Here is a 20,197-nt window from a genome sequence, read left to right on the forward strand (position 1 = left end):
CGACGGCGTGACGACCACACCGGCCAAGCCCGACCCCGGCCGCGTCCTGCCCGCGAACCCGCGCCAGGCCGCGGTCGTGGCCGGGGCGCTGACCCTGCTGCTGTACCTGATCGAGCTGGTCGACGTGGCCGTGCCCGCCGACCTCGACACCAACGGCGTGGTCCCGCGGTCGGTGTCCGGGCTCGACGGGATCGTCTGGATGCCGTTCCTGCACGGCGGCTGGGGCCACCTGCTCGGCAACACCCTGCCCTTCGCCGTGCTCTGCTTCCTGGTGATGGCGGGCGGCATCGGGCAGTGGATCGCGGTGACGGCCACCATCTGGGTGGTCAGCGGCGTGGGCGTGTGGCTGACCGCCGCGCCCGGCTCGGTGACCGTCGGGGCGTCCGGGATCATCTTCGGCTGGATGCTGTTCCTGCTGGTCAGGGGCATCTTCACGCGCAGCTTCCGGCAGTTGGCCGTGGCGGTCGCGCTGCTGGCCTACTGGGGCACGATGCTCTTCGGCGTGCTGCCCGGCGACGCGCGCATCTCCTGGCAGGCCCACCTCTTCGGCGCGCTCGGCGGCGTGCTGGCCGCGTGGCTGGTCGCCGTCGCCAACCGGCGGGCGGCCGTACCCTCGTAGCCGTGGATCCCAGTGCGCCGATCGGCGTGTTCGACTCCGGGGTGGGCGGCATGACCGTCGCCCGCGCCATCCTCGACCAGCTCCCGCACGAGCGGCTGCGCTACGTCGGCGACACCGCCAACGGGCCCTACGGTCCGCTGCCGATCGCCCGGGTCCGCGAGCTGGCCCTGGGCATCGCGGACGACCTCGTGGCCAGCGGGGTGAAGATGCTGGTCATCGCCTGCAACACCGCGTCGGCGGCGTGCCTGCGCGACGCGCGGGAGCGCTACGGCATCCCGGTGGTCGAGGTCGTCGTGCCCGCCGTGCGCCGCGCGGTGGCCGCCACCCGCACCGGCCGCATCGGGGTGATCGGCACCGAGGGCACCATCCGCTCGCGCGCCTACGACGACGCCTTCGCCGCCGCGCCCGGGGTGACCCTGACCTCGGCGGCCTGCCCGCGCTTCGTCGACTTCGTCGAGCGCGGGGTGACCTCCGGGCGCCAGGTGCTCGGCCTGGCGCAGAGCTACCTGGAGCCGCTGCAGCAGGCCGAAGTGGACACCGTCGTCCTGGGCTGCACGCACTACCCGCTGCTCAGCGGGCTGATCCAGGTCGTGATGGGGCCGTCGGTGACGCTGGTGTCCAGCGCGGACGAGTGCGCCAAGGACGTCTTCGGCGTGCTGACCGAGGGCGACCTGCTGACCCCGTTCGACGGCGACCCCGAGCACGAGTTCGTGGCCACCGGCCCGGCCGAGCCATTCCACCGCCTGGCCCGCCGATTCCTCGGCCCGGAGCTGGCCAGCTTCGCGGTGGCGTGAGCCGGAGCACACCCGGGCAGGCCGCCCGGGTGTGACACCCTGACCCCGTGCTGCTCACCGTCCTCGGCTGCTCCGGTTCCCTGCCCGGCCCCGACGCCCCCGCGTCCGGCTACCTGGTGGAGGCCGAGGGCTTCCTGCTCGGCATCGAACTCGGCCCCGGCACGCTCGCCGAGCTGCAGTCCCGGCGCGACCCGTTCCAGCTCGACGCGCTGGTGTTCTCCCACCTGCACGCCGACCACTGCTCAGACTTCTCCTCCCTGGCCGTGCTGCGCCGCTACCACCCGGCGCCCAGCCGCGACCCCCGCGAGCACCGGCTCCCGGTGTACGCGCCGGCGACCGCGCCCCAGCGCTTCGCCATGGCCTACGCCACCTCGGCAGAGGAGTTGGCCGACACCGACATGGGCGACGTGTTCGAGTTCCGCGCCCTGCGGCCCGGGAAGGTCGACATCGGCCCGTTCTCCGTCGCCGTGGCCCCGGCGGCCCACCCGTGCGAGGCGTACAGCTTCGCCATCACCCACGACAGGCGGACCCTGGCCTACACCGGCGACACCGGCCCGAACGCGGCGCTGGCGGAGCTGGTGCGGGGCGTCGACGTGCTGCTGAGCGAGGCGTCCTGGACCCACTCCGACGACCGGCCCGCCGACCTGCACCTGTCCGGCAGGCAGGTGGGCGAGCTGGCGACCGAGGCCGCCGCGGCCCGCGTCCTGGTCACCCACATCCCGCCGTGGACCGACGCCGACGCGGTGCTCGCCGAGGTGCGGTCGGCCTACAGCGGACCGGTCGAGCGCGTCGAACAGGGCCTCACCTACGCGATCTGACCCGACCGGCCAGGGCTAGGCTGGCCCGCGTGGCTCGTAGCGATGGCAGGAACGACGACCAGCTCCGCGAGATCCGGCTGACCCGCGGGTACCAGGACTGGCCCGCCGGATCGGTGCTGGTGGAGTTCGGGCGGACCCGGGTGCTCTGCGCCGCCAGCGTCAGCGAGGGGGTGCCGCGCTGGCGCAAGGGGTCCGGGCTGGGCTGGCTGACCGCCGAGTACGCGATGCTGCCCTCGGCCACCAACACCCGCGGCGACCGCGAGTCGGTCAAGGGCCGCATCGGCGGGCGCACGCACGAGATCAGCAGGCTGATCGGCCGCTCGCTGCGCGCGTGCATCGATCTGGCCGCCATCGGCGAGAACACCATCCAGCTCGACTGCGACGTCATCCAGGCCGACGGCGGCACCCGCACGGCGGCGATCACCGGCGCGTACGTGGCGCTGGCCGACGCGGTGACCTGGCTGAGCGCGGCCAACCTCCTCAAGGACCCGCAGCCGCTGAGCTGCTCGGTGGCCGCGGTGAGCGTCGGCGTGGTCGGCGGCCGGGTCCGGCTCGACCTGCCGTACGAGGAGGACGTGCGCGCCGAGGTCGACATGAACGTGGTCGCCACCGACGTCGGGACGCTCATCGAGGTGCAGGGCACCGGCGAGGGCGCGACCTTCGCCCGCTCGACGCTGGACCGGATGCTGGACGTGGCGATGGCAGGCTGCGCGGAGATCACCCGCCTGCAGGCCGAGGCCCTCGCGCTGCCGTACCCGGGCCAGCTCCCGGAACCGAAGGGCAAGTGATGACCCGCGTCCTGCTGGCGTCCCGCAACGCCAAGAAGCTCGCCGAGCTGCGCCGGATCGTCGCCGCGGCGGGTCTGGGCGTGGAGATCCTCGGCCTCGACGACCTCCCCCCGTTCCCCGACGCCCCGGAGACCGGCGCGACCTTCGAGGAGAACGCCCTGGCCAAGGCCCGCGACGCCGTCGCGGCCACGGGTCTGGTCGCGGTCGCCGACGACTCCGGCATCGCCGTCGACGCCCTCAACGGCATGCCCGGCGTGCTCTCCGCCCGCTGGTCCGGCAAGCACGGCGACGACCAGGCCAACCTCGACCTGCTCCTCGCCCAGCTCACCGACGTCCCCGACGACCGCCGCGGCGCGGCCTTCGTCTGCACCGTCGCCCTGGTCACCCCCGGGGGACAGGAGAAGGTGGTCCGCGGCGAATGGCGCGGCACCCTCACCCGAGCCCCCCGCGGCTCCCACGGCTTCGGCTACGACCCGATCTTCGTCCCGGACGGCGAGACCCGGACCTCGGCCGAACTCCTCCCGGAGGAGAAGGACGCCCACTCCCACCGCGGCATCGCCCTCGCCCTCCTGCTTCCCCACCTGCGCGCCCTCTGAGGCTGCGCCTCGGGCGGTCCATTGTGGACGGCGCGGGGTGCTTGCGGGGCTTGGGGATCAGGTCAGGATCGGCGCCAGCACGCGCGCCCCGGCGGTCACCGACGCCGCCGCCGCGCGCAGCGGGATCGGGCGGGGGTGCTCGGTGAGGAGGATGACCACGTAGCGGTCGCGGACCACGCCCGTCGAGTGCACCGAGAGGTCGCGCGGGCTGTCCGACCAGCCCTGCTTGACCGCCCAGCGGCCCGGGATGCCGTCGGGGATGCCGAAGTGCTGGTCGAACCCGTCGGCGGCCACCCGGGGCGCGCTGGCGAGGGCGTCGACGATCAGGGCGCGGTCGGGGAGCGGCAGGGTCAGCACGTGGTCGTAGACCCGGGCGAGGTCGCGGGGTGTCATCAGCACGTCGCCCCAGCGGTTGGGCTGCTCGGGCGGGCGGGTGCCGGTCAGGCCGAGGCGCTGGGCCATCGCCACCACCATCTCGGTGCGGCCCTGCTGCACCCACAGCACGTTGGCGATCTGGTCGTCCGAGCGGCTGAGCATCGTCCGCAGCGCGTCGCGGTCGGGATCGCCGCCGTCCAACGCATACAGCGCCATGAGCAGCTTGGACAGCGACGCCGCGCGGAACGGCCGGTCGGCGTTGGCCGACACCAGTTCTGCGCCGGTCTCGCGGTCCACGACGAGCAGGCCGACCGCGGTGTCCCGTCTGGACACCCCGCGCACCGCCGCGATCACGGAGGTGGCCACATCGGGGTCGGCCGCGGACGCGAGCGCGCGCGGCGACGAGGACGCGGGCGCGGTCACCAGCTCGGCCGGGGCTTGGGGCGCGGCGAGCGGGACGGGCGCGCCGCACGCGGTGAGCAGCAGCAGGGCCAGCGGGGCCAGACGACGCATGCCGTGAACACGGTGCCGTGCCCGGGAAATGTTGCCCGGCTACCCGGGCAACCTTTCCGCGGCCCGCGTCGTACGGCGATCAGACCCCGAGGTCCCGGCGCAGCTTCGCCACGTGCCCGGTGGCCCGCACCCCGTACTGCGCCAGGGCGATCTTCCCCTCCGGGTCGACCACGAACGTCGAGCGGATCACCCCGACCACCGTCTTGCCGTACATCTGCTTCTCGCCGAAGGCGCCCCACTCCTTGAGGACGGTGCGCTCCACGTCGGACAGCATCGGGAAGGTCAGCGACTCCTGCTCGACCCACTTGGCCAGCTTCGCCTGCTTGTCCGGGGAGATGCCCAGCACGGCGTACCCGGCGGCGGCCAGCGCGCCGAGGTTGTCGCGGAAGTCGCACGCCTGCTTGGCGCAGCCCGGGGTGGCCGCGGCGGGGTAGAAGTACACGATCACCGACTGCCCGCGGTAGTCGGACAGCGACACCGGCTTGCCGGCGCTGTCGGGCAGGGTGAAGTCGGGGGCGGGGTCGCCCACGCTCAAGCGCTCAGTCATGGGGCAACGCTATAGCCCGGTCAGGCCTCGCCGTCGAAGACCGTGACCGCGACCGGGGCGGCCGGGTCGGTGCGGGCGACCACGCGCACCGCCGCCTTCTCCCGCGGCACGGCGAAGGCCACCGAGAACCGCATGCTCTGGCCGGGGGCGATCTCCTCGGTGCCCACCAGCCCGCTGTAGCCCTGCGTCGAGTCCACGACCTGCTTGGCCGTCTGGGTGCCGACGTGGGCGGTCAGCGCCAGCAGCGTCGGCCGGTAGGGGGCTGTGCCGTCGTTGCGGACCGTCATCTCGAAGCCGACCGCGCGGGCCGCGGGCGGGGAGGCCGACGAGGTGGGGATGAACGACTTGGGGGTGGAGACCCCGATCGACAGGCCGTCGCCCAGCGCGGTCAGCTCGCCGCCCTGGGCGGTCGCCCCGGGCGGCTCGGCGCGCTCGACCGAGGGCGCGAACCGGTCGGGGGTGGGCGTGCTCGACGCCGCCGCGCCGCACCCGGCGAGCGCGGCCAGGAGGGCGCAGGCGGCCGCGGCGCGCCTGACGGTCTGCACGATCCACACTTCCTCGGTCGAACGGGCGGTTACTCGTCCACGATGTCGGCTTGCGGATCGAGACGCCCATTCCAACTGGGGGTTGAGTCGGACCTGGAGCCAGGCTGTGGCCTGACCGTGACCGGAGCGGCACCAGCGGTGACGAAGGTCTCAGGCGGCCATGGCGAAGAACAGCACGATCACGCCCACGGCGGCTACCCAGAGCGCGATCAGCCAGCCGAAGTCGCGCCACGGGGAGATCGCCTGGTTGTCCTCGCCGGGGACGTAGACCCCGCGCTCCTCGAACTTGTCGACCAGCCGGAGGAGCGCGGACAGCGGCCGGGGCCTGCGCATGGCCCGATGGTCCCACGCGGGTCGTCACCCCCGGGGATGAAGCCCCCATCCGACTGAAGATCGATGCGGGCGGGATCGACCGCGGTGACACTGGCCGCAAGGGGGATCCGACCAACCGAGGTGACGACATGGGGATCAAGAAACTGGTGGCGACCGGCGCGGTGGCGCTGGTGGGGTTGACCACGGGGGTGAGCACGGCCGCTGCCAGCACCGGCAGCGACATCAATCCGGCCGTCGTGCAGGCCGCGCTGGACCGGATGACCAGGGATGGCGTGCAAGGCGTGCAGGTGCGCATCGTCGACGAGGGCGAGACGCTGCTGCTGCGCAGCGGGACGGCCCAGCTCTCCGGCAACCGCCCGGTTCCGCTGGACGGCCGCTTCCGGATCGGCAGCGTGACCAAGACGTTCGTCTCGACGGTGGTGCTCCAACTGGCCGCCGAGGGGTCGGTCGACCTCGACGCGCCGGTGACCCGCTACCTGCCGGGCCTGGTCGACGACCGGATCACGGTCCGGATGGTCCTGCAGCACACCAGCGGCCTGTTCAACTACACCTCCGCGCTGCCGCTGGACAACGAGACCTTCGTGCGCGACCGCTTCAAGCACTACCCGCCGCGGGAGCTGCTGCGGCTGGGCACGTCCCGCCCGCTGGACCTCGAGCCGGGCACGGACTGGGCGTACTCCAACACCAACTACATCGTCGCGGGCCTGCTGATCGAGGAGGTGACCGGCCAGTCGTGGGAGCGCGCGGTCGAACGCCGCATCCTGCGCCCGCTCGGCCTGCGCGACACCCGGACGGGTGGGATCTCCCCGCAGGGCCCGCACGCCCACGGGTACATGACCGCCTTCGGCAGGCCGGTCGACGTCACCGCGATGAACTCCTCCATCGCGTGGGCGGCGGGGGCGATGATCTCCACCACCGCCGACCTCGACCGCTTCCTGTCGGCCCTGCTGGGCGGCGACCTGCTGCCCGCGGAGCAGCTGGCCGAGATGAAGACGACGGTGGAGGGCTACGGCCTGGGCATCGGCGTCACCGAACTGCCGTGCGGAGTCCAGGTCTGGGGCCACGACGGCGCCATCCCCGGCTACGTCACCAGCACGCTGAGCACCCCCGACACCACGACCCGCCTGGAGCTGTCCATCACGATGGCCCCGACCCCCGGCGACGCCGACGGCATCACCGACGCGATCGCCGAGGTGTTCTGCTAAGTCCGGTTGGGGGAGACCGGGTGCCCGCCCGCTCGGCCAGGGCGCCCGGTCTCCCCGGGCTGTGGTGGGGCCGGAGAGACTCGAACTCTCACTGGCACGGACCTAAACCGTGTGCCTCTGCCAATTGGGCTACGGCCCCTGGGTGGTAGCCCGGACAGCCTACTTGCCTGGCCCATGCGGAACACACCGCACCGGTGATCTACCGTGTGTCCATCCGGCGGTATCCGGCGAGGAGGAAATCGTGGCCCGCGATCCCGAGACCATCCAGCGCGAGATCGAGCAGGCCCGCGACGCGCTCGCGGTCACCCTCGACCAGCTGGGCGAGAAGGCCAGCCCGAAGCGCCTGGTGGACAACGCGAAGGCCAGCGCGCGGTCGACCCTCGACGACCCGAAGGTGCGGTACGCGCTCATCGGGGTCGGTGTGGTGGTCGGGCTGCTGGTGGTGCGGTCGCTGTTCCGCTAGGCGTTGGCCGCGGGGGCGGTGCTGGCGGAAGGGGGCGTGCGGAAGTCGACCGTGTGGGGCTCCGGGGCCGGAGTGACCGCCGCGCGGCCGGTGCCGAGCGGGTGACCTGCGGACGGCTGAGCCGTTCCGCTCGCCTGCGTGGCGCCGTTGAGCTGGTCCGGGTCGGCGCTGTTCCGCTGGGCGGAGTTGTTCCGCTGGCTGGTGCTGGTGGGGTGACCCGGGTTGTTCGGCTGGGTGCCGTTGGTGCGGTCGGCGCGATCCTGTTGCGGGGTGCTGGTCGGGTGGTTGGCGCCGTTCTGGCGGATCGTGGGGTTGGGTTGGCTGGCGCCATGTGGGCGAGTGGGGGTGTCCGGCTCGGTCGGGCGGGTGCTGGGGGCCGCGCCGCTCGGCCGGGTGGTGCCGGTCGCGCCGGTGGCGTCGGTCTGCTGGCTGGCGCCGGTCGAGCCGGTGGCGTCGGTCTGCTGGCTGGCGCCGGTCGAGCCGGTGGTGTCAGTCTGCTGGCTGGCCTCGTTCGGGTGGGTGGTGCTGGTCGGGTGGCCAGGGGTGGCTGCCTGGGGGGCCGCGGATGGCGGGGTGGGGATGTCCAGCTCGTCCGTGCGTTGGTCGGTTTCGTCTGGTTTTCCGAGGCGGGCGGACAGGTAGGCGGAGGTGAAGCGGTAGGCGTCGCCGTCGAGGGTGTGGACCACGGTTCGGGTGTCGTCGTGGGGGAGGAGTTCGTCCACCAGCTGGTCGGCGGCGTCGCGGGCGGCGATCAGGCCGGGGGCGGTGGCGGTGCGGGTCTCGCCCGCCGCGGTGACCTCGACCGTCCAGTCGTCGCCGTCGGGGGTGTAGTTGGCCAATATGGGCTCGAACATGGCGCACCTCGCATCTCGCGTCCTTAAGACGCAGCTAACCCAATCGGCTACCCCGCCGCGCGCTGAACGGTGCAACTTTCTCGGCTGCGGGTGTCACCCGCGGGGGTGAGCCCGCTCGACCAAGCCGCGCAAACCGTGCCAAAGGGACGCCATGAGGTACTCGGCGGCCTCGTCGGCGCCGACCTCGTCCTGCGCCACGTACCACAGCGACAGCCGCTCGCACGCCCCCACGACCACCTGCGCCGCCGCCTCCAGCTGCACCTGCGGCGCGTCGGGCAGGAACGAGCGGAACAGCGCCACGTCGATCGCCGCCTGCTCCTGCCGGCCCGCCTCGATCTCCGCGGCGGCCACCGGCCCGGCCGCGGCGGTGTCGCCGCCGAGCATCAGCGACCACGCGCGGCGGTGGGAGTCGGCGAAGGCGAAGAACGCCCGGACCCCGCGGCGCAGCGCCTCCTCCGGGGTGGCCGCGCCGACCACCGCGGCGGTCGTGGCCTGCGCCAGCTCCGCGCGGGCGGCCCGGATGCAGGCCACGAGCAGGCCCTCCTTGGAGCCGAAGTACTCGTAGATCATCGGCTTGGACACCCCGCACCGCTCGGCGATCTCGTCGACCGAGGTGGCCAGGTACCCGCGCTCGCTGAAGATCTCCTCGGCGACCGCCATCATCTGCCGCTCGCGCTCGGCCCTGGGCATGCGCTTGCGGGGGTGGTCGGTGGTGGTCACGAGATTGACTCTACCCGAAGTAACCTACTCCCAGTAAGCTGGACTGCGGGTAACAGTAAGCGAAGGAGGATCGGGGCATGGGCAAGGTCATCCGCACCGGCGCGGTGGTGGTCGGGACCGGGTTCTCCGGCATGGGCATGGCGATCCAGCTGCTGCGCGAGGGCCGCGACGACTTCGTCGTGCTGGAGAAGGCGGGCGACTTCGGCGGCACCTGGCGCGACAACACCTACCCCGGCTGCGCCTGCGACATCCAATCGCACATGTACTCCTTCTCCTTCGAGCAGAAGCCCGACTGGTCGCGCTCCTTCGCGCCCCAGCCGGAGATCTGGGCCTACCTGCGCCAGGTCGCCGACAAGTGGGGCCTGCGCCGCCACACCCGGTTCGGCTGCGAGGTCGAGGGCGCCCGGTGGGACGCCGACGAGGCCCGCTGGCACGTGGCCACCAAGACCGGCGACACCTACATCGCCCAGTACGTCGTCGCAGGCGTCGGCGCGTTGCACATCCCGTCGATCCCGCAGCTGCCCGGCATCGAGGACTTCCAGGGCAAGACCTTCCACTCCGCCGACTGGGACCACGACTACGACCTGACCGGCAAGCGCGTCGCCGTCATCGGCACCGGGGCCAGCGCCATCCAGTTCGTCCCGCAGATCGCCAAGCAGGTCCGGCAGCTGACCCTGTTCCAGCGCACCGCCCCCTGGGTGATGCCCAAGCCCGACCACCCCATGCCCGGGTGGGCGCAGCAGGCGTTCGCCAAGGTCCCCGGCACCCAGCGCGCCTACCGGGCGTTGCTCTACTGGCTCAACGAGGTGCGCGCGGTCGGCTTCAACGGCAACCTCGCCCTGCTCAAGACCGCCTCCAAGCTCGCGGCCTGGAACATCAAGCGCTCGGTGAAGGACCCCGAGCTGGTCCGCAAGCTCACCCCGGACTACGTGCTCGGCTGCAAGCGGGTGCTCATCTCCAACGACTACTACCCGACGTTCAACCGCCCCAACGTCGACCTCGACACCTCCGGGGTGGCGCAGGTGCGGGCGAACAGCGTGGTGACCGGGGACGGCCGCGAGATCGAGGTCGACGCGATCATCTACGGCACCGGCTTCCACGTCACCGACGCCTTCGACTACCTCGACATCACCGGCCGCGACGGCCGCGACCTGGCCAAGACCTGGCGCGAGCAGGGGATCAACACCTACCAGGGCATCACCGTCAACGGCTTCCCGAACCTGTTCTTCCTGCTCGGGCCCAACACCGGCCTCGGCCACAACTCCGTGGTGTTCATGATCGAGTCCCAGATCCGCTACGTCGCCGAGGCCATGCGGCTGGTCGAGCAGCACGGCGGGGACTCCATCGAGGTCCGCCGCGGCGCGCAGGAGCGGTTCAACGCCGAGATCCAGCGCAAGCTCGCCGACGGGGTGTGGACGCAGGGCGGCTGCACCAGCTGGTACCTGGACTCCCAGGGCGTCAACCGGACCATCTGGCCCGGCTTCACCTGGCGCTACTGGCTGCGCACCCGCCGGGTCGACCCGCTGGCCTACGAGGTCGTCGCCCGGCGGCGCGCCCCCGCTGCGGCGGGCAGTTCAGCGCGGTAGTTCGGTCCGGCCGAACGCCCGCGACCGGCTTCAGCGCCCGATCCGCCCGCTCGCCGTCTCATCGGGCCACAGCCCCGCCGCGCACCCGACACTGGCTACCGGCCGGTGAAATTCCGTCGGGGCAGGCCAGTGGGGAGAGAGCTATGGACAGCGCGGTGGACGGCAAGGCGATCGTGGTGACCGGGGCCGGGCGCGGCCTCGGGGCGGCCTTCGCCGAGTACCTGGCCGCATCGGGCGCCGGGGTCGTGGTCAACGACGTCGACGCCGACGCGGTGGCCGAGGTGGCCGAGCGCATCCGGGTCGCGGGCGGCGCGGCGGTGCCGTGCGTGGCCTCGGTCGCCGACCCGGAGGACGCCGAGCGGATCGTCGAGACCGCGGTGCGCTCCTTCGGCGTCGTGCACGGCCTGGTGAACAACGCCGGGCTCAACTACACCGCCAAGCCGTGGGAGGACGACCCGGCGCGGGCGCGGGAGCTGGTCGAGGTCAACGTGCTCGGCGTGATCAACGTGGGGCTGGCCGCGGTCCGGCGGATGCGCGCGGCGGGCGGCGGCGCGATCGTCAACGTCTCCTCCGGGGCGCTGATGGGCCAGCGCGGCCTCGGGGTGTACGCGGCGAGCAAGGGCGCGGTGGCCTCGCTGACCTGGTCCTGGGCGCTGGACCTTGAGGACGACGGCATCCGCGTCAACGCGCTGTGCCCCAAGGCCTACACCCGGATGGTGTGGGAGTCGCCGCGGCGGGCCGAGCTGTCCGGGCCGGGCGAGACGCCCGAGCGGATCGCGCCGCTGGTGCGGTTCCTGCTCTCCGACCGGGCGGCCGGGATCACCGGGCAGGTCGTGCGGTGCACGGGCACGCAGCTGCACCTGGTCGGCCACCCGTACTTCAAGGCGCCGGTGCTCCAGCGCGACGAGTGGGACCTGGCGTCGGTGGAGCGGGCCTTCGCCGAGGTGCTCGGCGGGGCGCTGGAGCCCTACGGCCTGGAGCGCCGCCAGCCGCCGCCGCTGCGCGAATGGGTACCCGCGTGAGTCCGCTCACGTTGCCGTAGGCGATCATGCACGCGAGCATCGTCTGAACGGGCCGTGCCGACGGGGCTACGCTCCGCACGGGGGATGGCGCGCCCGGGCGGCGCGGCCCACCGGTGCGCTCCCGCGTCCTTTCACGCGCCGAAGGAGGTGGGATGGGGTACGGCACGGAGTTGGGCGTCACCAGTCGCGGCTCATCCGGCGCTCCTTCCGCGGCGTCTGGGCGGGGCAGCGGGCCGACCCCGGTCGGGGTCACCAGTCGCGGCTCATCGGGACCACCTCCAGCTCCGAGCGCCACCAAGCCAAGCTTGACGGATCTGCCGAGGTCCGCACGCGGGTACGTGCTCGGTTTCGAGGCGGTCACCGCGGTGACGGCCTGCTGGGCGGTGGCCACCGCGGCTGCGCCCGCCGCGCTGGACTGGTACCGCTTCGGCGTGCTGGTCGCGGCGGGCGCCGCCCACCGCTGGCTGTCCCGGCGGACCGAGGAGACCCGCCGCGACCAGGCGGCCGGTCCGCACATGGACACCAGCGTCGTGTGGATCCTGCCCGGCATGGTCCTGCTGCCCGCGTGGATGGCGGTGACCGCGCTGATCCTGCTGCGCGTGCAGTTGTACCCCGTCGCCCGCAGACCGCTCTACCGGTACACCTTCGGCACCGCGGGCATCCTGCTGGCCGCGCTGGCGTCGATGGCGGTCATCCGGCTCGCGGGGGTGTCGGTGGACGCGGCCTTCGGGGCGCGGGAGGTGGCCGTCCTCGCCTGCGCCGGGATCGCGTACTTCCTGGTCAACGCCTTCGCCATCGCGGGGGCGATCGCGCTGTCGAGCGCGGACGCCACCTGGGAGGCGATCGCCGGGAGCAGGCGCGACAACCTCGGCGGCGCGGTGATGGTGTGCCTGGCGGTCATCGCCGCGCTGGCCACGGCCCACGCCTGGCTGGCGCCGCTGGTCCTGGTGCCCCTGCTGGCCGCGGTCGACTGGGGCGCGCTCCAGATCGAGGCCGCCCGCGGGGACGCGCGCACCGACCACAAGACCCAGCTGCTCAACAGCCGCGGCTGGCACGAGGTGGCCGGGCGCGAGGTGGACCGGGCCCGCAGGCTGTCCGGCCCGGTGGCCGTCGCGGTGCTCGACCTGGACCACTTCAAGCAGGTCAACGACACCTGGGGCCACCCGGCCGGGGACGCGGTGCTGCGCGCGGTCGGCTCGGTGCTGCGCACCTCGACCCGGCACGGCGACGTGGTGGGCCGCTTCGGCGGCGAGGAGTTCGTCCTCCTGCTGCCCGACACCGACGCCGCCGCCGCGGTGGCCGTCGCCGAGCGCGTGCGCCGCGGCATCGCGGACATGCAGGTCGCCGCGGCCGACAAGCGGGGCAGACCGGTGACGATCTGGGGGCGCACGACCTCCATCGGCATCGCGGCGGGCACCGGCCCGACCACCGACCTCGACGCCCTGCTGCGCGCCGCCGACGCGGCGCTGTACGAGGCCAAGCAGCAGGGCCGGGACCGCATCCAGGTCGCGGGCTAGCCCTCGCAGCCGATGCCGTCGTTGTCCTTCCCGTCGAACCTGTGCCGGTCGGGCGGGAGCACGCGGAACTTGCGGTAGGGGATGTCGCCGCAATCGAGGTCGGGGACGCCGAGCGGGATGCAGATGGTCGGGTAGGACGGGTCGCAGCTGGACTTGGTCGTGGTGGTGGTCCGACGGGTCGGCGGGCGGGTGGTCGTGGTGGTGCGGCGGGTGGGCGGCCTGGTCGTCGTGCGGGCCACGGTCGCGGGTGGACGGGTCGTGGTTGTCGTCGTGGTGGTGGTCGTTGTTGTTGTGGTGGGGATGGCCGTGGTGGCGGCGAGCGTGGTGGTGGGTGGCGCGGTGGTGAGTGGCGCGGTGGTGGGCGTTGTGGTCCTAGGGGTGTCGGCGAGCGGGGTGGACGGCGGGGTGGGGGTGAGCGCGGCCCCGATGAGCAGCAGCACCAGCGCGACGCCGGTGACCGTGCCCGCCGACTTGCGGTCGGCCATGAAGGCCCACCGCGCCCGGCCCCGCACGAGCGCCGCGACGCCGAGGGCGAGGGCGGGCAGCGCGAGCATGACGAGGCCCGCGCCGACCCCGCCGCCCGCGAACCCGGCGATGACGACCAGCAGCCAGATGACGGCGACGCCGACGCGCAGCGCGGTGGTGTTCGTGGGGTTCATGCCGGGTGCATCAGGACACCCCGGGCGGGGGTTACCGGCGACTATCCAATCGTGATCTGGGGTGGTTGGCCCTGATGCCCTCCGCGGCCAGCGCGACGGTCTGGGTGATTCGGCGGAGGCGGGTTTCCGGGCGTTTGGCGGTGGCGATCCACTCCAGGATCAGGCGCTTGGAGGACGGGGGGAAGCGGGCGAAGTGGGTGGCGGCGGCCGGGGTGGCGGCCAGCAGCGCGCCCAGGTCGTCAGGGATGTGCTCGCCGACCTCCCACGTGCCGGTCCGCTGGGCGGTGTCGATGAGGGCTTGGCCGTGCGGGGTCATCTGGCCGGTGGCGATCAGGTGGGCGGCGCGGTCGCGGTTGCGCCTGCTCCACCCGCTGCGCGGGTTGCGCGGGGTGAACCGCAGCCGCGAGCCGCGGGCGTTGCTGTCGATCCAGCCGAAGCACAGGGCCTGCTGAACCGCGTCCTCATAGGTCAGCTCGGGGGTGATGTCCACCCAGATCTCGGATTCGGTGCGGCCGTTCGCGTCCAACCAGGACCGCCACTGCGCGGTGTTCACGACGCCAGCACCGCCAGGTAGTGCTGGTTGAACATGACGCCGAGGATGTTGCCGAACGGATCGATGACCGATGCGGTGACGAATCCGGGGCCGTGCTCGGTCGGCGGCAGGTGCTGGGTCGCGCCCAGCGCGAGGAGCCGGTCGAAGGCGGCGTGGACGTCGTCCACCGCCCAGTAGACCATCGCCCCGCCCGCGGGCGGGTTGGCGAAGCGGCGGGAGAGGATGCCCAGCTCGTGCTGGTAGTCGCCGATGCGGAATTCGATGTACGCCGGGGCGCCGTCGATGTCGCGGGAGAAGTACGGCTCGACGCCGAGCACGCCCGCGTACCAGTCGGCGGCGGCGCGCACGTCGTCGGCGAAGTAGTTGACGGTGGTGAGTCCTCGCAGCATGGGACCAGCTTCGCGCCTAAAGTGCTCACCAACTGAGCACTTTGGAGAAACCCGTGCGCGCCGACCGCCTCGTTGCCGCCCTGCTGTTCATGCAAGCCCGCGGCCGGGTCACCGCCGCCGAGCTGGCTGCGGAGCTGGAGGTCTCGGTGGCCACCGCGCGCCGGGACCTGGAGGCGCTGTCGGCCGCGGGCATCCCGGTCTACCCGCAGCCGGGCCGCGGCGGCGGCTGGGCGCTGGTCGGCGGCGCGCGCACCGACCTCACCGGCCTGTCCGCCGCCGAGGCCCAAGCCCTGTTCCTGCTGCTCGGCCCGTCCGCGGTGGGGACGGAGGCGGCCGCGGCCCTGCGCAAGCTGCTGCGCGCCCTGCCCGCGCCCTTCCGCGCCGACGCCGAAGCCGCCGCCAGCGCGACGATGACCGACCCGGCGGGCTGGGGCGAGCGGCCGAAGGACCGCCCGGAGCTGGTCGCGCTGCTCCAGTCGGCGGTGGTCCGGCGGCAGCGGGTCCGGCTGTCCTATGCGAACCGCGCGGGCGCGCGGACGCAGCGGATGGTCGACCCGTGGGGGTTGGTGGACAAGGACGAGGTCTGGTACCTGGTCGCCGGGACCGACGGCGGCAGGCGGACGTTCCGCCTCGACCGCGTGGTCGCCGCGGAGCCGACCGACGAGCCGTTCACCCGCCCCGCCGGCTTCGACCTCGCCCAGGCGTGGGAGGAGGTGGTGGGGGAGGTGGAGCAGCGGCGCTCGCAGACCTGGGCCACCCTCCGCGCCGACCCGCGCCACCACCGGGTCCTGCGCTCCCACTTCGGCCGCCACTGCGAGGTCGAGGGCGACCTGGTGCGCGTGGGGGCGCCGACGGCGCTCGACATCGCCCGGCAGCTCGCGGGCTGGGGATCGATGGTGGAGGTCCTGGAGCCCGCGGCCGTGCAAGCCGAACTCGCCCGGATCGGGCGGGAGCTGGTCGAGCGGTACGGCTCGGCGGGCTGAGGCGGATCTTGCCCGCCGAACGGGTGTTCGATACCGTGCCGGTGGGGGCTTGCCCCCGGTAAGGGAGGTCTGCTCTACGCGCGAGGGCGCCCGCGGGGTTTCGCGGGCGCCCTCGACGTGGGTGCTACGGCCTGCCCGCCATCAGGGTGTAGCCGCCGGAACCGCTGTAGGCGTGGACCAGCCAGCGGTAGTAACCGGCCGTCCCGTTGTACGACACCCGCTCCGAGGCCGCGGGCGTGGTGCCGCTGGCGACCGAGGTCCAGGTCGACCCGTTCCACTTCTGCAGGTACAGGTCGAAGTCGCCGCCGGACGGGCCGGTGAGGCAGCCGACGTGCGCGCCGGAGGCCGTCGCGTAGTAGTAGCTGCCGGAGGGCTGGATCGCCTGGCCGCCGCTGGCCAGCGAACCGGTGTAGCGGGTCTGCGCCCCGGTGCAGTCACCCGGGTTGGGCGGGTTCTCGCCGCCGCCGGAGGTGATCAGGGTGCGGCCGTAGGTCTGCAGGATCTCGTTGACCGGCTGGAAGTAGGTCGTCCCGCCGGTGCGGCAGTTGCCCGAGCCGCCGGAGGTGACGCCCTGGGCCTGGTTGCCCGAGACCGCCGAGCCGCCCGAGTCGCCGGGCTCGGCGCAGACGGTGGTGCGGATCAGGCCCTGCACCGAGCCCTCGGGGTAGTTGACCGTGGCGTTGCGGGCCTGGATGGTGCCGCAGTGCCAGCCGGTGGTGGAGCCGGACCGGCAGATCGACGAGCCGACCGGGGCCTCCTGGGAGCCCGCGACGGCGACGCGGCCGCCGGAGTAGTTGTTGACCGCGCCGATCAGGTTGTTCCCGGCGTTCACCGCGACGTAGGCCATGTCGTTGCCCGGGAAGCTCGACCCGGAGAAGCGGCCGCCGGGCTGGGTGGTGGTGGCCCCGGTGCGCCCGCAGTGGCCTGCGGTGATGAAGCCGCCGTTGACCGAGAAGCCCACGGAGCAGCGGGTGCCGCTGCCGATGTAGTAGGCGTTGCCACCGACGACATCGATCAGCGGGCGGGGCGCCTCGGTGGTGGCGACGACCCGCACCGCGTTGACCGGGACGCCGCTGGCGGCGACGAAGCGGTGGGCGGCGGCGAGGGCGTCGGGCCGGGCGGAGACGACGATCGAGTTGGTGGTGACGTCGACGTGCCAGCCGACGACCGCGGCCGGGCTCGCGGCCCGGTTGGCGTCCAGCCGGGCCTTGAGGCCGTCCAGCGCGGCCTCGGTGCGGGTCACCATCCGGACCTCGGCGCCCGCGGCGCGGGCGGCCTTCGCGGAGGCGGTGTCGGTCGCGCCGACGACGAGGGAGCCGGAGGCGGCGTCGTACCAGCTGCCGCCGAAGCCCTTGCCGAGCCGCTTGCGGATGGCGCGGTCGGCCCGGGAGGCCCGGGCCTCGTCGGCGAGTCGGATGGTCGCGGCGGCGGGGGTGAGGTTGAGGTCCCGCTGCAGGGCCGTGTGCATGGTCTCGATGGGGGCGGCGACGGCGGTGGGCGCGAGCGCCACGACCGCCCCGGCCGCCATGAGGGCAGCGCTCAACAGGGCGTGGACCGTTCTGGCCATGCCGATTCTCCTCTGTACGCAGGGTGAGTCGAACGGATGGCTGCCACCCGGGTCGGCAGTGCGCAGAACGGTAATCGGGACGAAACGGTCAGTGGTAATAGCACTTGGTCATAGTGCTGCGCGGTCGCTCTCCACCCCGAACATCGGGTAGCGCTCCAGGAAGCGCGAGTACCGCGGCCTGCGCGCGATCACGTCCTGGTACGCCGCGCCCGCCAGCTTGACCAGCTGGTCGGCGAAGGAGGCGGTGGCGCTGTCGGGGTGCCAGCCGACCAGGTTGCGCCAGCGCAGGGGATTGCCCGCGATCGGCACGGCGACCACGCCGGGCATCTCCCGGAACATCGGCTGGCACAGCACGACGGCGTCCCCGCTCTCGACCATGTCGATGCAGGTGACCACATCGGTCTCGTACAGGGTGCGCGGGGTGAAGCCCGCGCGGGCGCAGGCCGCGGCGAAGCAGTCGGAGAAGCAGCCGTCGCCGGGGGTGGCCCCCCACTGCTCGCCCGCCAGCGCCGACAGCTCGACCTCGGGCTTGTGCGCCTCCGGGTGGTCGGTGGAGAGCAGGACGAACACCGGGTCGGTGGCCAGGGTCCGCCAGATCAGCCCGGGCTGGGCGGGCGGCGGGGCGTCGCCGCACACCCCGACCAGGGCGTAGTCCACCCGGCCGTCGGCCAGCATGGTCGCCAGCTCCTCCGACGACCACGACACGTGCGTGGTCACCTCCAGGTCGGGGTGCTGGGCGTTGAGCTGGTGCACCAGCCCGCCGAGCACCGGGCCGGTGGCCGAGCCCAGCCGCAGCCGGGCCGGGGTGTCGCCGGGCAGGGCGGCGGTGTTGGCGAAGCGGGCGGCCTCCTCGCGCAGGCCGGACACCGCGGGCAGCAGCAGCTTGGCCCTGGCCAGCACCAGCTCGCCCAGCGGCGTCGGCCGGGCCCCGCGGCGGTCCCGCTCGAACAGCGGGCCGCCGAGCGCGCGCTCGATGCGGTGGAGCTGCGCCGTCAGCGCGGGTTGGGCGAGCCCGAGCGTCGACGCGGCCTTGGTGATGCTGCCCGCCTCGGCCACAGCGCAGATGATTTTGAAGTGGCGCAGCTCCAACTCCATGGTGCAACGCTAAGCCGGTTCTCTCCGCAGGCCAAGCCCCCTCGCCACCCGTGATCAGGTTGAGGCTTCGCCATGCGAACGACTTGTCCTGTGTGAAAATCCGGGTTCCGGTCCAACTCCGCTCACGGGCTGTTCGCTGGTCGAGACACCCCGCTCCCGTGCTTTGTGCCCCGGACCTGCCCGATTCATCCCGACGAGTGGCCGATTGTCGTCGCCCGCTCGTATCACGTCCTGCTCATCCCGCTGGCCGAACCGGTCCCCGGACGGGCCTGGTACCGAACCGGTGATCACCCGTTCGGTGTAATTCTGCCGGGTTCGCGTAATGGCGGCCGGGTTCGGCCCTTTTCGTTCCTGTCCAGCGGAAGGAGCAGACGTGCGCATCGACGCGGCCGCCTACCAGCGCGTCCTGGGTGACGAGCTGCGCAAGGCGCGCAAGCAGCGGGGGTGGACCCGCAAGGACCTGACCGACCGGTTGCAGACCACCATCTCGCTGCAGACGCTGGCGACCTACGAGCTGGGCACCCGGCAGTGCAGCCTGGTCCGGTTCGTGGAGCTGTGCCTGGCCCTGGAGGAGATGCCGCACGTGATGATGTCGCGCGTGCACGACCGCGTCTTCGCGGGCACCTCGATCGGCCGCGTCCGCGTGGACCTGCGCCGGGTCGTCTACGACGCCCGCCCCGAGCTGTCCCCGCTGCGCCGCTGGGCGGCCGGGCGGCTGGCCAGCCACAGCGGCCCGGAGCCGCCGGTGGTGCAGCTCGACATCACCGCGCTGGAGCGGCTGGCCGAGCTGTGCGGGGTGGAGACCGTCGAGCTGATCAGGAAGCTGGCCGACGTGCGGTGATCAGCCAGGCCGCCGAGCCGTAGCAGACGCCGTCGGCGGTCCGGTGCGCCTCGACGTCGGCGCGCAGCGCGGCGAACGCGCCCGCCCGGGCCTCGGCGTCGAGGCCGTCGGCGATGTCGCCGTAGTGCTGGGCGATGAAGTCGTAGGCGTCGTGGCCGAAGTTCATGGTCTCGTGCAGCGGAACCAGGTCCACCTCGGCGAACCCGGCCGCGCCCAGGACGCGGTGGACGCGCTCGGGCTCGCTCAGCGAGAACGGGCCGGGCGCGTCGGCAGGCGGCGTCGGCAGCTCCCGGCCACCGGCCAGCGCGGCGCGGAAGCAGGTCAAGAACTCGTTGCGCGCCAGCGGTTGCCAGGTGATCAGCGCCAGCCTGCCGCCCTCGGTGAGCGCGGCGGCGATGTTGGCGAACGCGGCCACCGGGTCGGCGAAGAACATGGCGCCGTGCCTGCTGATCGCCACGTCGAACCCGCGCGCCGGGAACGGGTAGACCTGGGCGTCGGCCTGCACGAAATCCACCAGCGGCGCGTCCACCCCCGACCCGGCCTCGCGGCGGGCCTGGGCCAGCAGCGGCCCGGACAGGTCGACCCCGAGCGCGCTCGCGCCCCGGCGCGCGGCCTCGCGGGTGGTCCGCCCGCCGCCGCAGCCGATGTCGAGGACGCGGTCCGTCGCGGTGATCGCCGCCGCGGCCATCAGGTGGTCGAGGTAGGGCGCGACGGGCTGCTCGAAGCGGTCGAGGTTCGCCGCCCAGAACGCGCCGCGATCGCCGTCCCAGCTCGCCAGCTGCGCGGTGTTGCCCGGATCGACCTTCATCTTTCGT

24 protein-coding genes and 1 tRNA gene are annotated in these 20,197 nt (G+C 73.2%); 12 read left to right on the top strand and 13 right to left on the bottom strand.

The features are described 5' to 3' along the window. Nucleotides 1–7: 7 nt before the first annotated feature. The 5 genes from ACWEPX_RS19925 to rdgB are packed head-to-tail and all read left to right on the top strand — an operon-like array spanning nucleotide 8 to nucleotide 3,615. Nucleotides 8–619: a rhomboid family intramembrane serine protease gene (locus tag ACWEPX_RS19925; protein ID WP_451898678.1), complete on the top strand. Its 612-nt coding sequence runs from the start codon at nucleotides 8–10 to the stop codon at nucleotides 617–619. 2 nt (nucleotides 620–621) lie between these two features. Further along, the gene (murI, locus tag ACWEPX_RS19930; protein ID WP_451898679.1) at nucleotides 622–1,413 is read left to right on the top strand and encodes a glutamate racemase; all 792 of its coding nucleotides are present in this window, start codon (nucleotides 622–624) and stop codon (nucleotides 1,411–1,413) included. A 47-nt stretch (nucleotides 1,414–1,460) separates the two neighbouring features. Beyond that, a complete protein-coding gene (locus ACWEPX_RS19935; protein ID WP_451898680.1) occupies nucleotides 1,461–2,231 on the top strand; it encodes an MBL fold metallo-hydrolase in 771 nt (256 codons plus the stop codon). Nucleotides 2,232–2,260: 29 nt separating this feature from the next. After that, a complete protein-coding gene (rph, locus tag ACWEPX_RS19940; RefSeq protein ID WP_451898681.1) occupies nucleotides 2,261–3,019 on the top strand; it encodes a ribonuclease PH in 759 nt (252 codons plus the stop codon). Next, nucleotides 3,019–3,615 (top strand): RdgB/HAM1 family non-canonical purine NTP pyrophosphatase, encoded by a 597-nt coding sequence (gene rdgB, locus ACWEPX_RS19945; RefSeq protein WP_451898682.1) that lies wholly within the window; start codon nucleotides 3,019–3,021, stop codon nucleotides 3,613–3,615. The genes rph and rdgB overlap by 1 nt, the downstream gene beginning before the upstream one ends. 57 nt (nucleotides 3,616–3,672) lie before the next feature. Here the strand turns inward: rdgB and ACWEPX_RS19950 are convergent, their stop codons facing one another. From ACWEPX_RS19950 to ACWEPX_RS19965, 4 genes are all read right to left on the bottom strand, one after another. After that, nucleotides 3,673–4,503, bottom strand: coding sequence for a serine hydrolase (locus ACWEPX_RS19950; protein WP_451898683.1), 831 nt, complete (start codon nucleotides 4,501–4,503; stop codon nucleotides 3,673–3,675). 79 nt (nucleotides 4,504–4,582) lie between these two features. Beyond that, a complete protein-coding gene (bcp, locus tag ACWEPX_RS19955) occupies nucleotides 4,583–5,050 on the bottom strand; it encodes a thioredoxin-dependent thiol peroxidase (protein ID WP_451898684.1) in 468 nt (155 codons plus the stop codon). A 20-nt stretch (nucleotides 5,051–5,070) separates the two neighbouring features. Beyond that, nucleotides 5,071–5,595, bottom strand: a complete 525-nt coding sequence (locus ACWEPX_RS19960; RefSeq protein ID WP_451898685.1) for a hypothetical protein — start codon at nucleotides 5,593–5,595, stop codon at nucleotides 5,071–5,073. A gap of 150 nt (nucleotides 5,596–5,745) precedes the next feature. Further along, nucleotides 5,746–5,928 (bottom strand): hypothetical protein, encoded by a 183-nt coding sequence (locus ACWEPX_RS19965; protein WP_451898686.1) that lies wholly within the window; start codon nucleotides 5,926–5,928, stop codon nucleotides 5,746–5,748. Between the two features lie 128 nt (nucleotides 5,929–6,056). On the opposite strand from ACWEPX_RS19965, the gene ACWEPX_RS19970 reads away from it, so the two are divergent. Beyond that, complete coding sequence (locus ACWEPX_RS19970; RefSeq protein ID WP_451898687.1) at nucleotides 6,057–7,133, top strand: serine hydrolase domain-containing protein; 1,077 nt, start codon at nucleotides 6,057–6,059, stop codon at nucleotides 7,131–7,133. Nucleotides 7,134–7,195: 62 nt separating this feature from the next. Here the strand turns inward: ACWEPX_RS19970 and ACWEPX_RS19975 are convergent. Then, nucleotides 7,196–7,272, bottom strand: a tRNA-Leu gene (locus ACWEPX_RS19975). 102 nt (nucleotides 7,273–7,374) lie between these two features. Here ACWEPX_RS19975 and ACWEPX_RS19980 point away from each other — a divergent pair. Continuing rightward, nucleotides 7,375–7,596: a DUF3618 domain-containing protein gene (locus ACWEPX_RS19980; RefSeq protein WP_451898688.1), complete on the top strand. Its 222-nt coding sequence runs from the start codon at nucleotides 7,375–7,377 to the stop codon at nucleotides 7,594–7,596. On the opposite strand, the gene ACWEPX_RS19985 is transcribed toward ACWEPX_RS19980, so the two are convergent. Continuing rightward, nucleotides 7,593–8,450: a hypothetical protein gene (locus tag ACWEPX_RS19985; protein ID WP_451898689.1), complete on the bottom strand. Its 858-nt coding sequence runs from the start codon at nucleotides 8,448–8,450 to the stop codon at nucleotides 7,593–7,595. The genes ACWEPX_RS19980 and ACWEPX_RS19985 overlap by 4 nt on opposite strands. 93 nt (nucleotides 8,451–8,543) lie before the next feature. Next, nucleotides 8,544–9,170, bottom strand: a complete 627-nt coding sequence (locus tag ACWEPX_RS19990; RefSeq protein ID WP_451898690.1) for a TetR/AcrR family transcriptional regulator — start codon at nucleotides 9,168–9,170, stop codon at nucleotides 8,544–8,546. A 77-nt stretch (nucleotides 9,171–9,247) separates the two neighbouring features. On the opposite strand from ACWEPX_RS19990, the gene ACWEPX_RS19995 reads away from it, so the two are divergent. The 3 genes from ACWEPX_RS19995 to ACWEPX_RS20005 all read left to right on the top strand — a co-directional run bounded on the left by ACWEPX_RS19995 (nucleotide 9,248) and on the right by ACWEPX_RS20005 (nucleotide 13,295). Next, nucleotides 9,248–10,756, top strand: a complete 1,509-nt coding sequence (locus ACWEPX_RS19995; RefSeq protein ID WP_451898691.1) for a flavin-containing monooxygenase — start codon at nucleotides 9,248–9,250, stop codon at nucleotides 10,754–10,756. A gap of 143 nt (nucleotides 10,757–10,899) precedes the next feature. Further along, entirely contained in the window at nucleotides 10,900–11,778 is an 879-nt protein-coding gene (locus ACWEPX_RS20000) for an SDR family NAD(P)-dependent oxidoreductase (RefSeq protein ID WP_451898692.1), read from the top strand. Between the two features lie 305 nt (nucleotides 11,779–12,083). Then, nucleotides 12,084–13,295, top strand: coding sequence for a diguanylate cyclase (locus ACWEPX_RS20005; protein WP_451898693.1), 1,212 nt, complete (start codon nucleotides 12,084–12,086; stop codon nucleotides 13,293–13,295). On the opposite strand, the gene ACWEPX_RS20010 is transcribed toward ACWEPX_RS20005, so the two are convergent. From ACWEPX_RS20010 to ACWEPX_RS20020, 3 genes are read right to left on the bottom strand one after another with little or no spacing between them, the layout of a single operon-like run. Next, complete coding sequence (locus ACWEPX_RS20010; protein ID WP_451898694.1) at nucleotides 13,292–13,954, bottom strand: hypothetical protein; 663 nt, start codon at nucleotides 13,952–13,954, stop codon at nucleotides 13,292–13,294. The genes ACWEPX_RS20005 and ACWEPX_RS20010 overlap by 4 nt on opposite strands. A gap of 31 nt (nucleotides 13,955–13,985) precedes the next feature. Continuing rightward, nucleotides 13,986–14,507 carry a YdeI/OmpD-associated family protein gene (locus ACWEPX_RS20015; protein WP_451898695.1) on the bottom strand — a complete coding sequence of 174 codons (522 nt, stop codon included), beginning with the start codon at nucleotides 14,505–14,507 and terminating at the stop codon, nucleotides 13,986–13,988. Further along, entirely contained in the window at nucleotides 14,504–14,896 is a 393-nt protein-coding gene (locus ACWEPX_RS20020) for a VOC family protein (protein ID WP_451898696.1), read from the bottom strand. Before ACWEPX_RS20020 ends, ACWEPX_RS20015 begins: the two co-directional genes overlap by 4 nt. A gap of 53 nt (nucleotides 14,897–14,949) precedes the next feature. On the opposite strand from ACWEPX_RS20020, the gene ACWEPX_RS20025 reads away from it, so the two are divergent. Further along, nucleotides 14,950–15,879, top strand: coding sequence for a helix-turn-helix transcriptional regulator (locus ACWEPX_RS20025; RefSeq protein ID WP_451898697.1), 930 nt, complete (start codon nucleotides 14,950–14,952; stop codon nucleotides 15,877–15,879). 124 nt (nucleotides 15,880–16,003) lie between these two features. Here ACWEPX_RS20025 and ACWEPX_RS20030 read toward each other — a convergent pair whose 3' ends face one another. Both ACWEPX_RS20030 and ACWEPX_RS20035 read right to left on the bottom strand, forming a co-directional pair. After that, nucleotides 16,004–17,446: a S1 family peptidase gene (locus tag ACWEPX_RS20030; protein WP_451898698.1), complete on the bottom strand. Its 1,443-nt coding sequence runs from the start codon at nucleotides 17,444–17,446 to the stop codon at nucleotides 16,004–16,006. Nucleotides 17,447–17,554: 108 nt separating this feature from the next. Then, the gene (locus tag ACWEPX_RS20035; RefSeq protein WP_451898699.1) at nucleotides 17,555–18,541 is read right to left on the bottom strand and encodes a LysR substrate-binding domain-containing protein; all 987 of its coding nucleotides are present in this window, start codon (nucleotides 18,539–18,541) and stop codon (nucleotides 17,555–17,557) included. A gap of 373 nt (nucleotides 18,542–18,914) precedes the next feature. Here ACWEPX_RS20035 and ACWEPX_RS20040 point away from each other — a divergent pair, with 373 nt between their 5' ends. Then, the gene (locus ACWEPX_RS20040; RefSeq protein ID WP_451898700.1) at nucleotides 18,915–19,382 is read left to right on the top strand and encodes a helix-turn-helix transcriptional regulator; all 468 of its coding nucleotides are present in this window, start codon (nucleotides 18,915–18,917) and stop codon (nucleotides 19,380–19,382) included. Here ACWEPX_RS20040 and ACWEPX_RS20045 read toward each other — a convergent pair. After that, the gene (locus ACWEPX_RS20045) at nucleotides 19,357–20,190 is read right to left on the bottom strand and encodes a class I SAM-dependent methyltransferase (protein ID WP_451898701.1); all 834 of its coding nucleotides are present in this window, start codon (nucleotides 20,188–20,190) and stop codon (nucleotides 19,357–19,359) included. The genes ACWEPX_RS20040 and ACWEPX_RS20045 overlap by 26 nt on opposite strands. Nucleotides 20,191–20,197: the final 7 nt, after the last annotated feature.

It is taken from the genome of Actinokineospora sp. NPDC004072, from assembly GCF_053604195.1.

What these genes read in the sequence shown, in the direction of transcription:
- ACWEPX_RS20045 (WP_451898701.1), bottom strand. Translation starts at nt 20,190, where the DNA reads ATGAAGGTCGATCCGGGCAACACCGCGCAGCTGGCGAGCTGGGACGGC.
- ACWEPX_RS20010 (WP_451898694.1), bottom strand. Translation starts at nt 13,954, where the DNA reads ATGAACCCCACGAACACCACCGCGCTGCGCGTCGGCGTCGCCGTCATC.
- bcp (WP_451898684.1), bottom strand. Translation starts at nt 5,050, where the DNA reads ATGACTGAGCGCTTGAGCGTGGGCGACCCCGCCCCCGACTTCACCCTG.
- rdgB (WP_451898682.1), top strand. Translation starts at nt 3,019, where the DNA reads ATGACCCGCGTCCTGCTGGCGTCCCGCAACGCCAAGAAGCTCGCCGAG.
- ACWEPX_RS20030 (WP_451898698.1), bottom strand. Translation starts at nt 17,446, where the DNA reads ATGGCCAGAACGGTCCACGCCCTGTTGAGCGCTGCCCTCATGGCGGCC.
- ACWEPX_RS20020 (WP_451898696.1), bottom strand. Translation starts at nt 14,896, where the DNA reads ATGCTGCGAGGACTCACCACCGTCAACTACTTCGCCGACGACGTGCGC.
- ACWEPX_RS19950 (WP_451898683.1), bottom strand. Translation starts at nt 4,503, where the DNA reads ATGCGTCGTCTGGCCCCGCTGGCCCTGCTGCTGCTCACCGCGTGCGGC.
- ACWEPX_RS19970 (WP_451898687.1), top strand. Translation starts at nt 6,057, where the DNA reads ATGGGGATCAAGAAACTGGTGGCGACCGGCGCGGTGGCGCTGGTGGGG.
- ACWEPX_RS19965 (WP_451898686.1), bottom strand. Translation starts at nt 5,928, where the DNA reads ATGCGCAGGCCCCGGCCGCTGTCCGCGCTCCTCCGGCTGGTCGACAAG.
- ACWEPX_RS19985 (WP_451898689.1), bottom strand. Translation starts at nt 8,450, where the DNA reads ATGTTCGAGCCCATATTGGCCAACTACACCCCCGACGGCGACGACTGG.
- ACWEPX_RS20035 (WP_451898699.1), bottom strand. Translation starts at nt 18,541, where the DNA reads ATGGAGTTGGAGCTGCGCCACTTCAAAATCATCTGCGCTGTGGCCGAG.
- ACWEPX_RS19995 (WP_451898691.1), top strand. Translation starts at nt 9,248, where the DNA reads ATGGGCAAGGTCATCCGCACCGGCGCGGTGGTGGTCGGGACCGGGTTC.
- ACWEPX_RS20000 (WP_451898692.1), top strand. Translation starts at nt 10,900, where the DNA reads ATGGACAGCGCGGTGGACGGCAAGGCGATCGTGGTGACCGGGGCCGGG.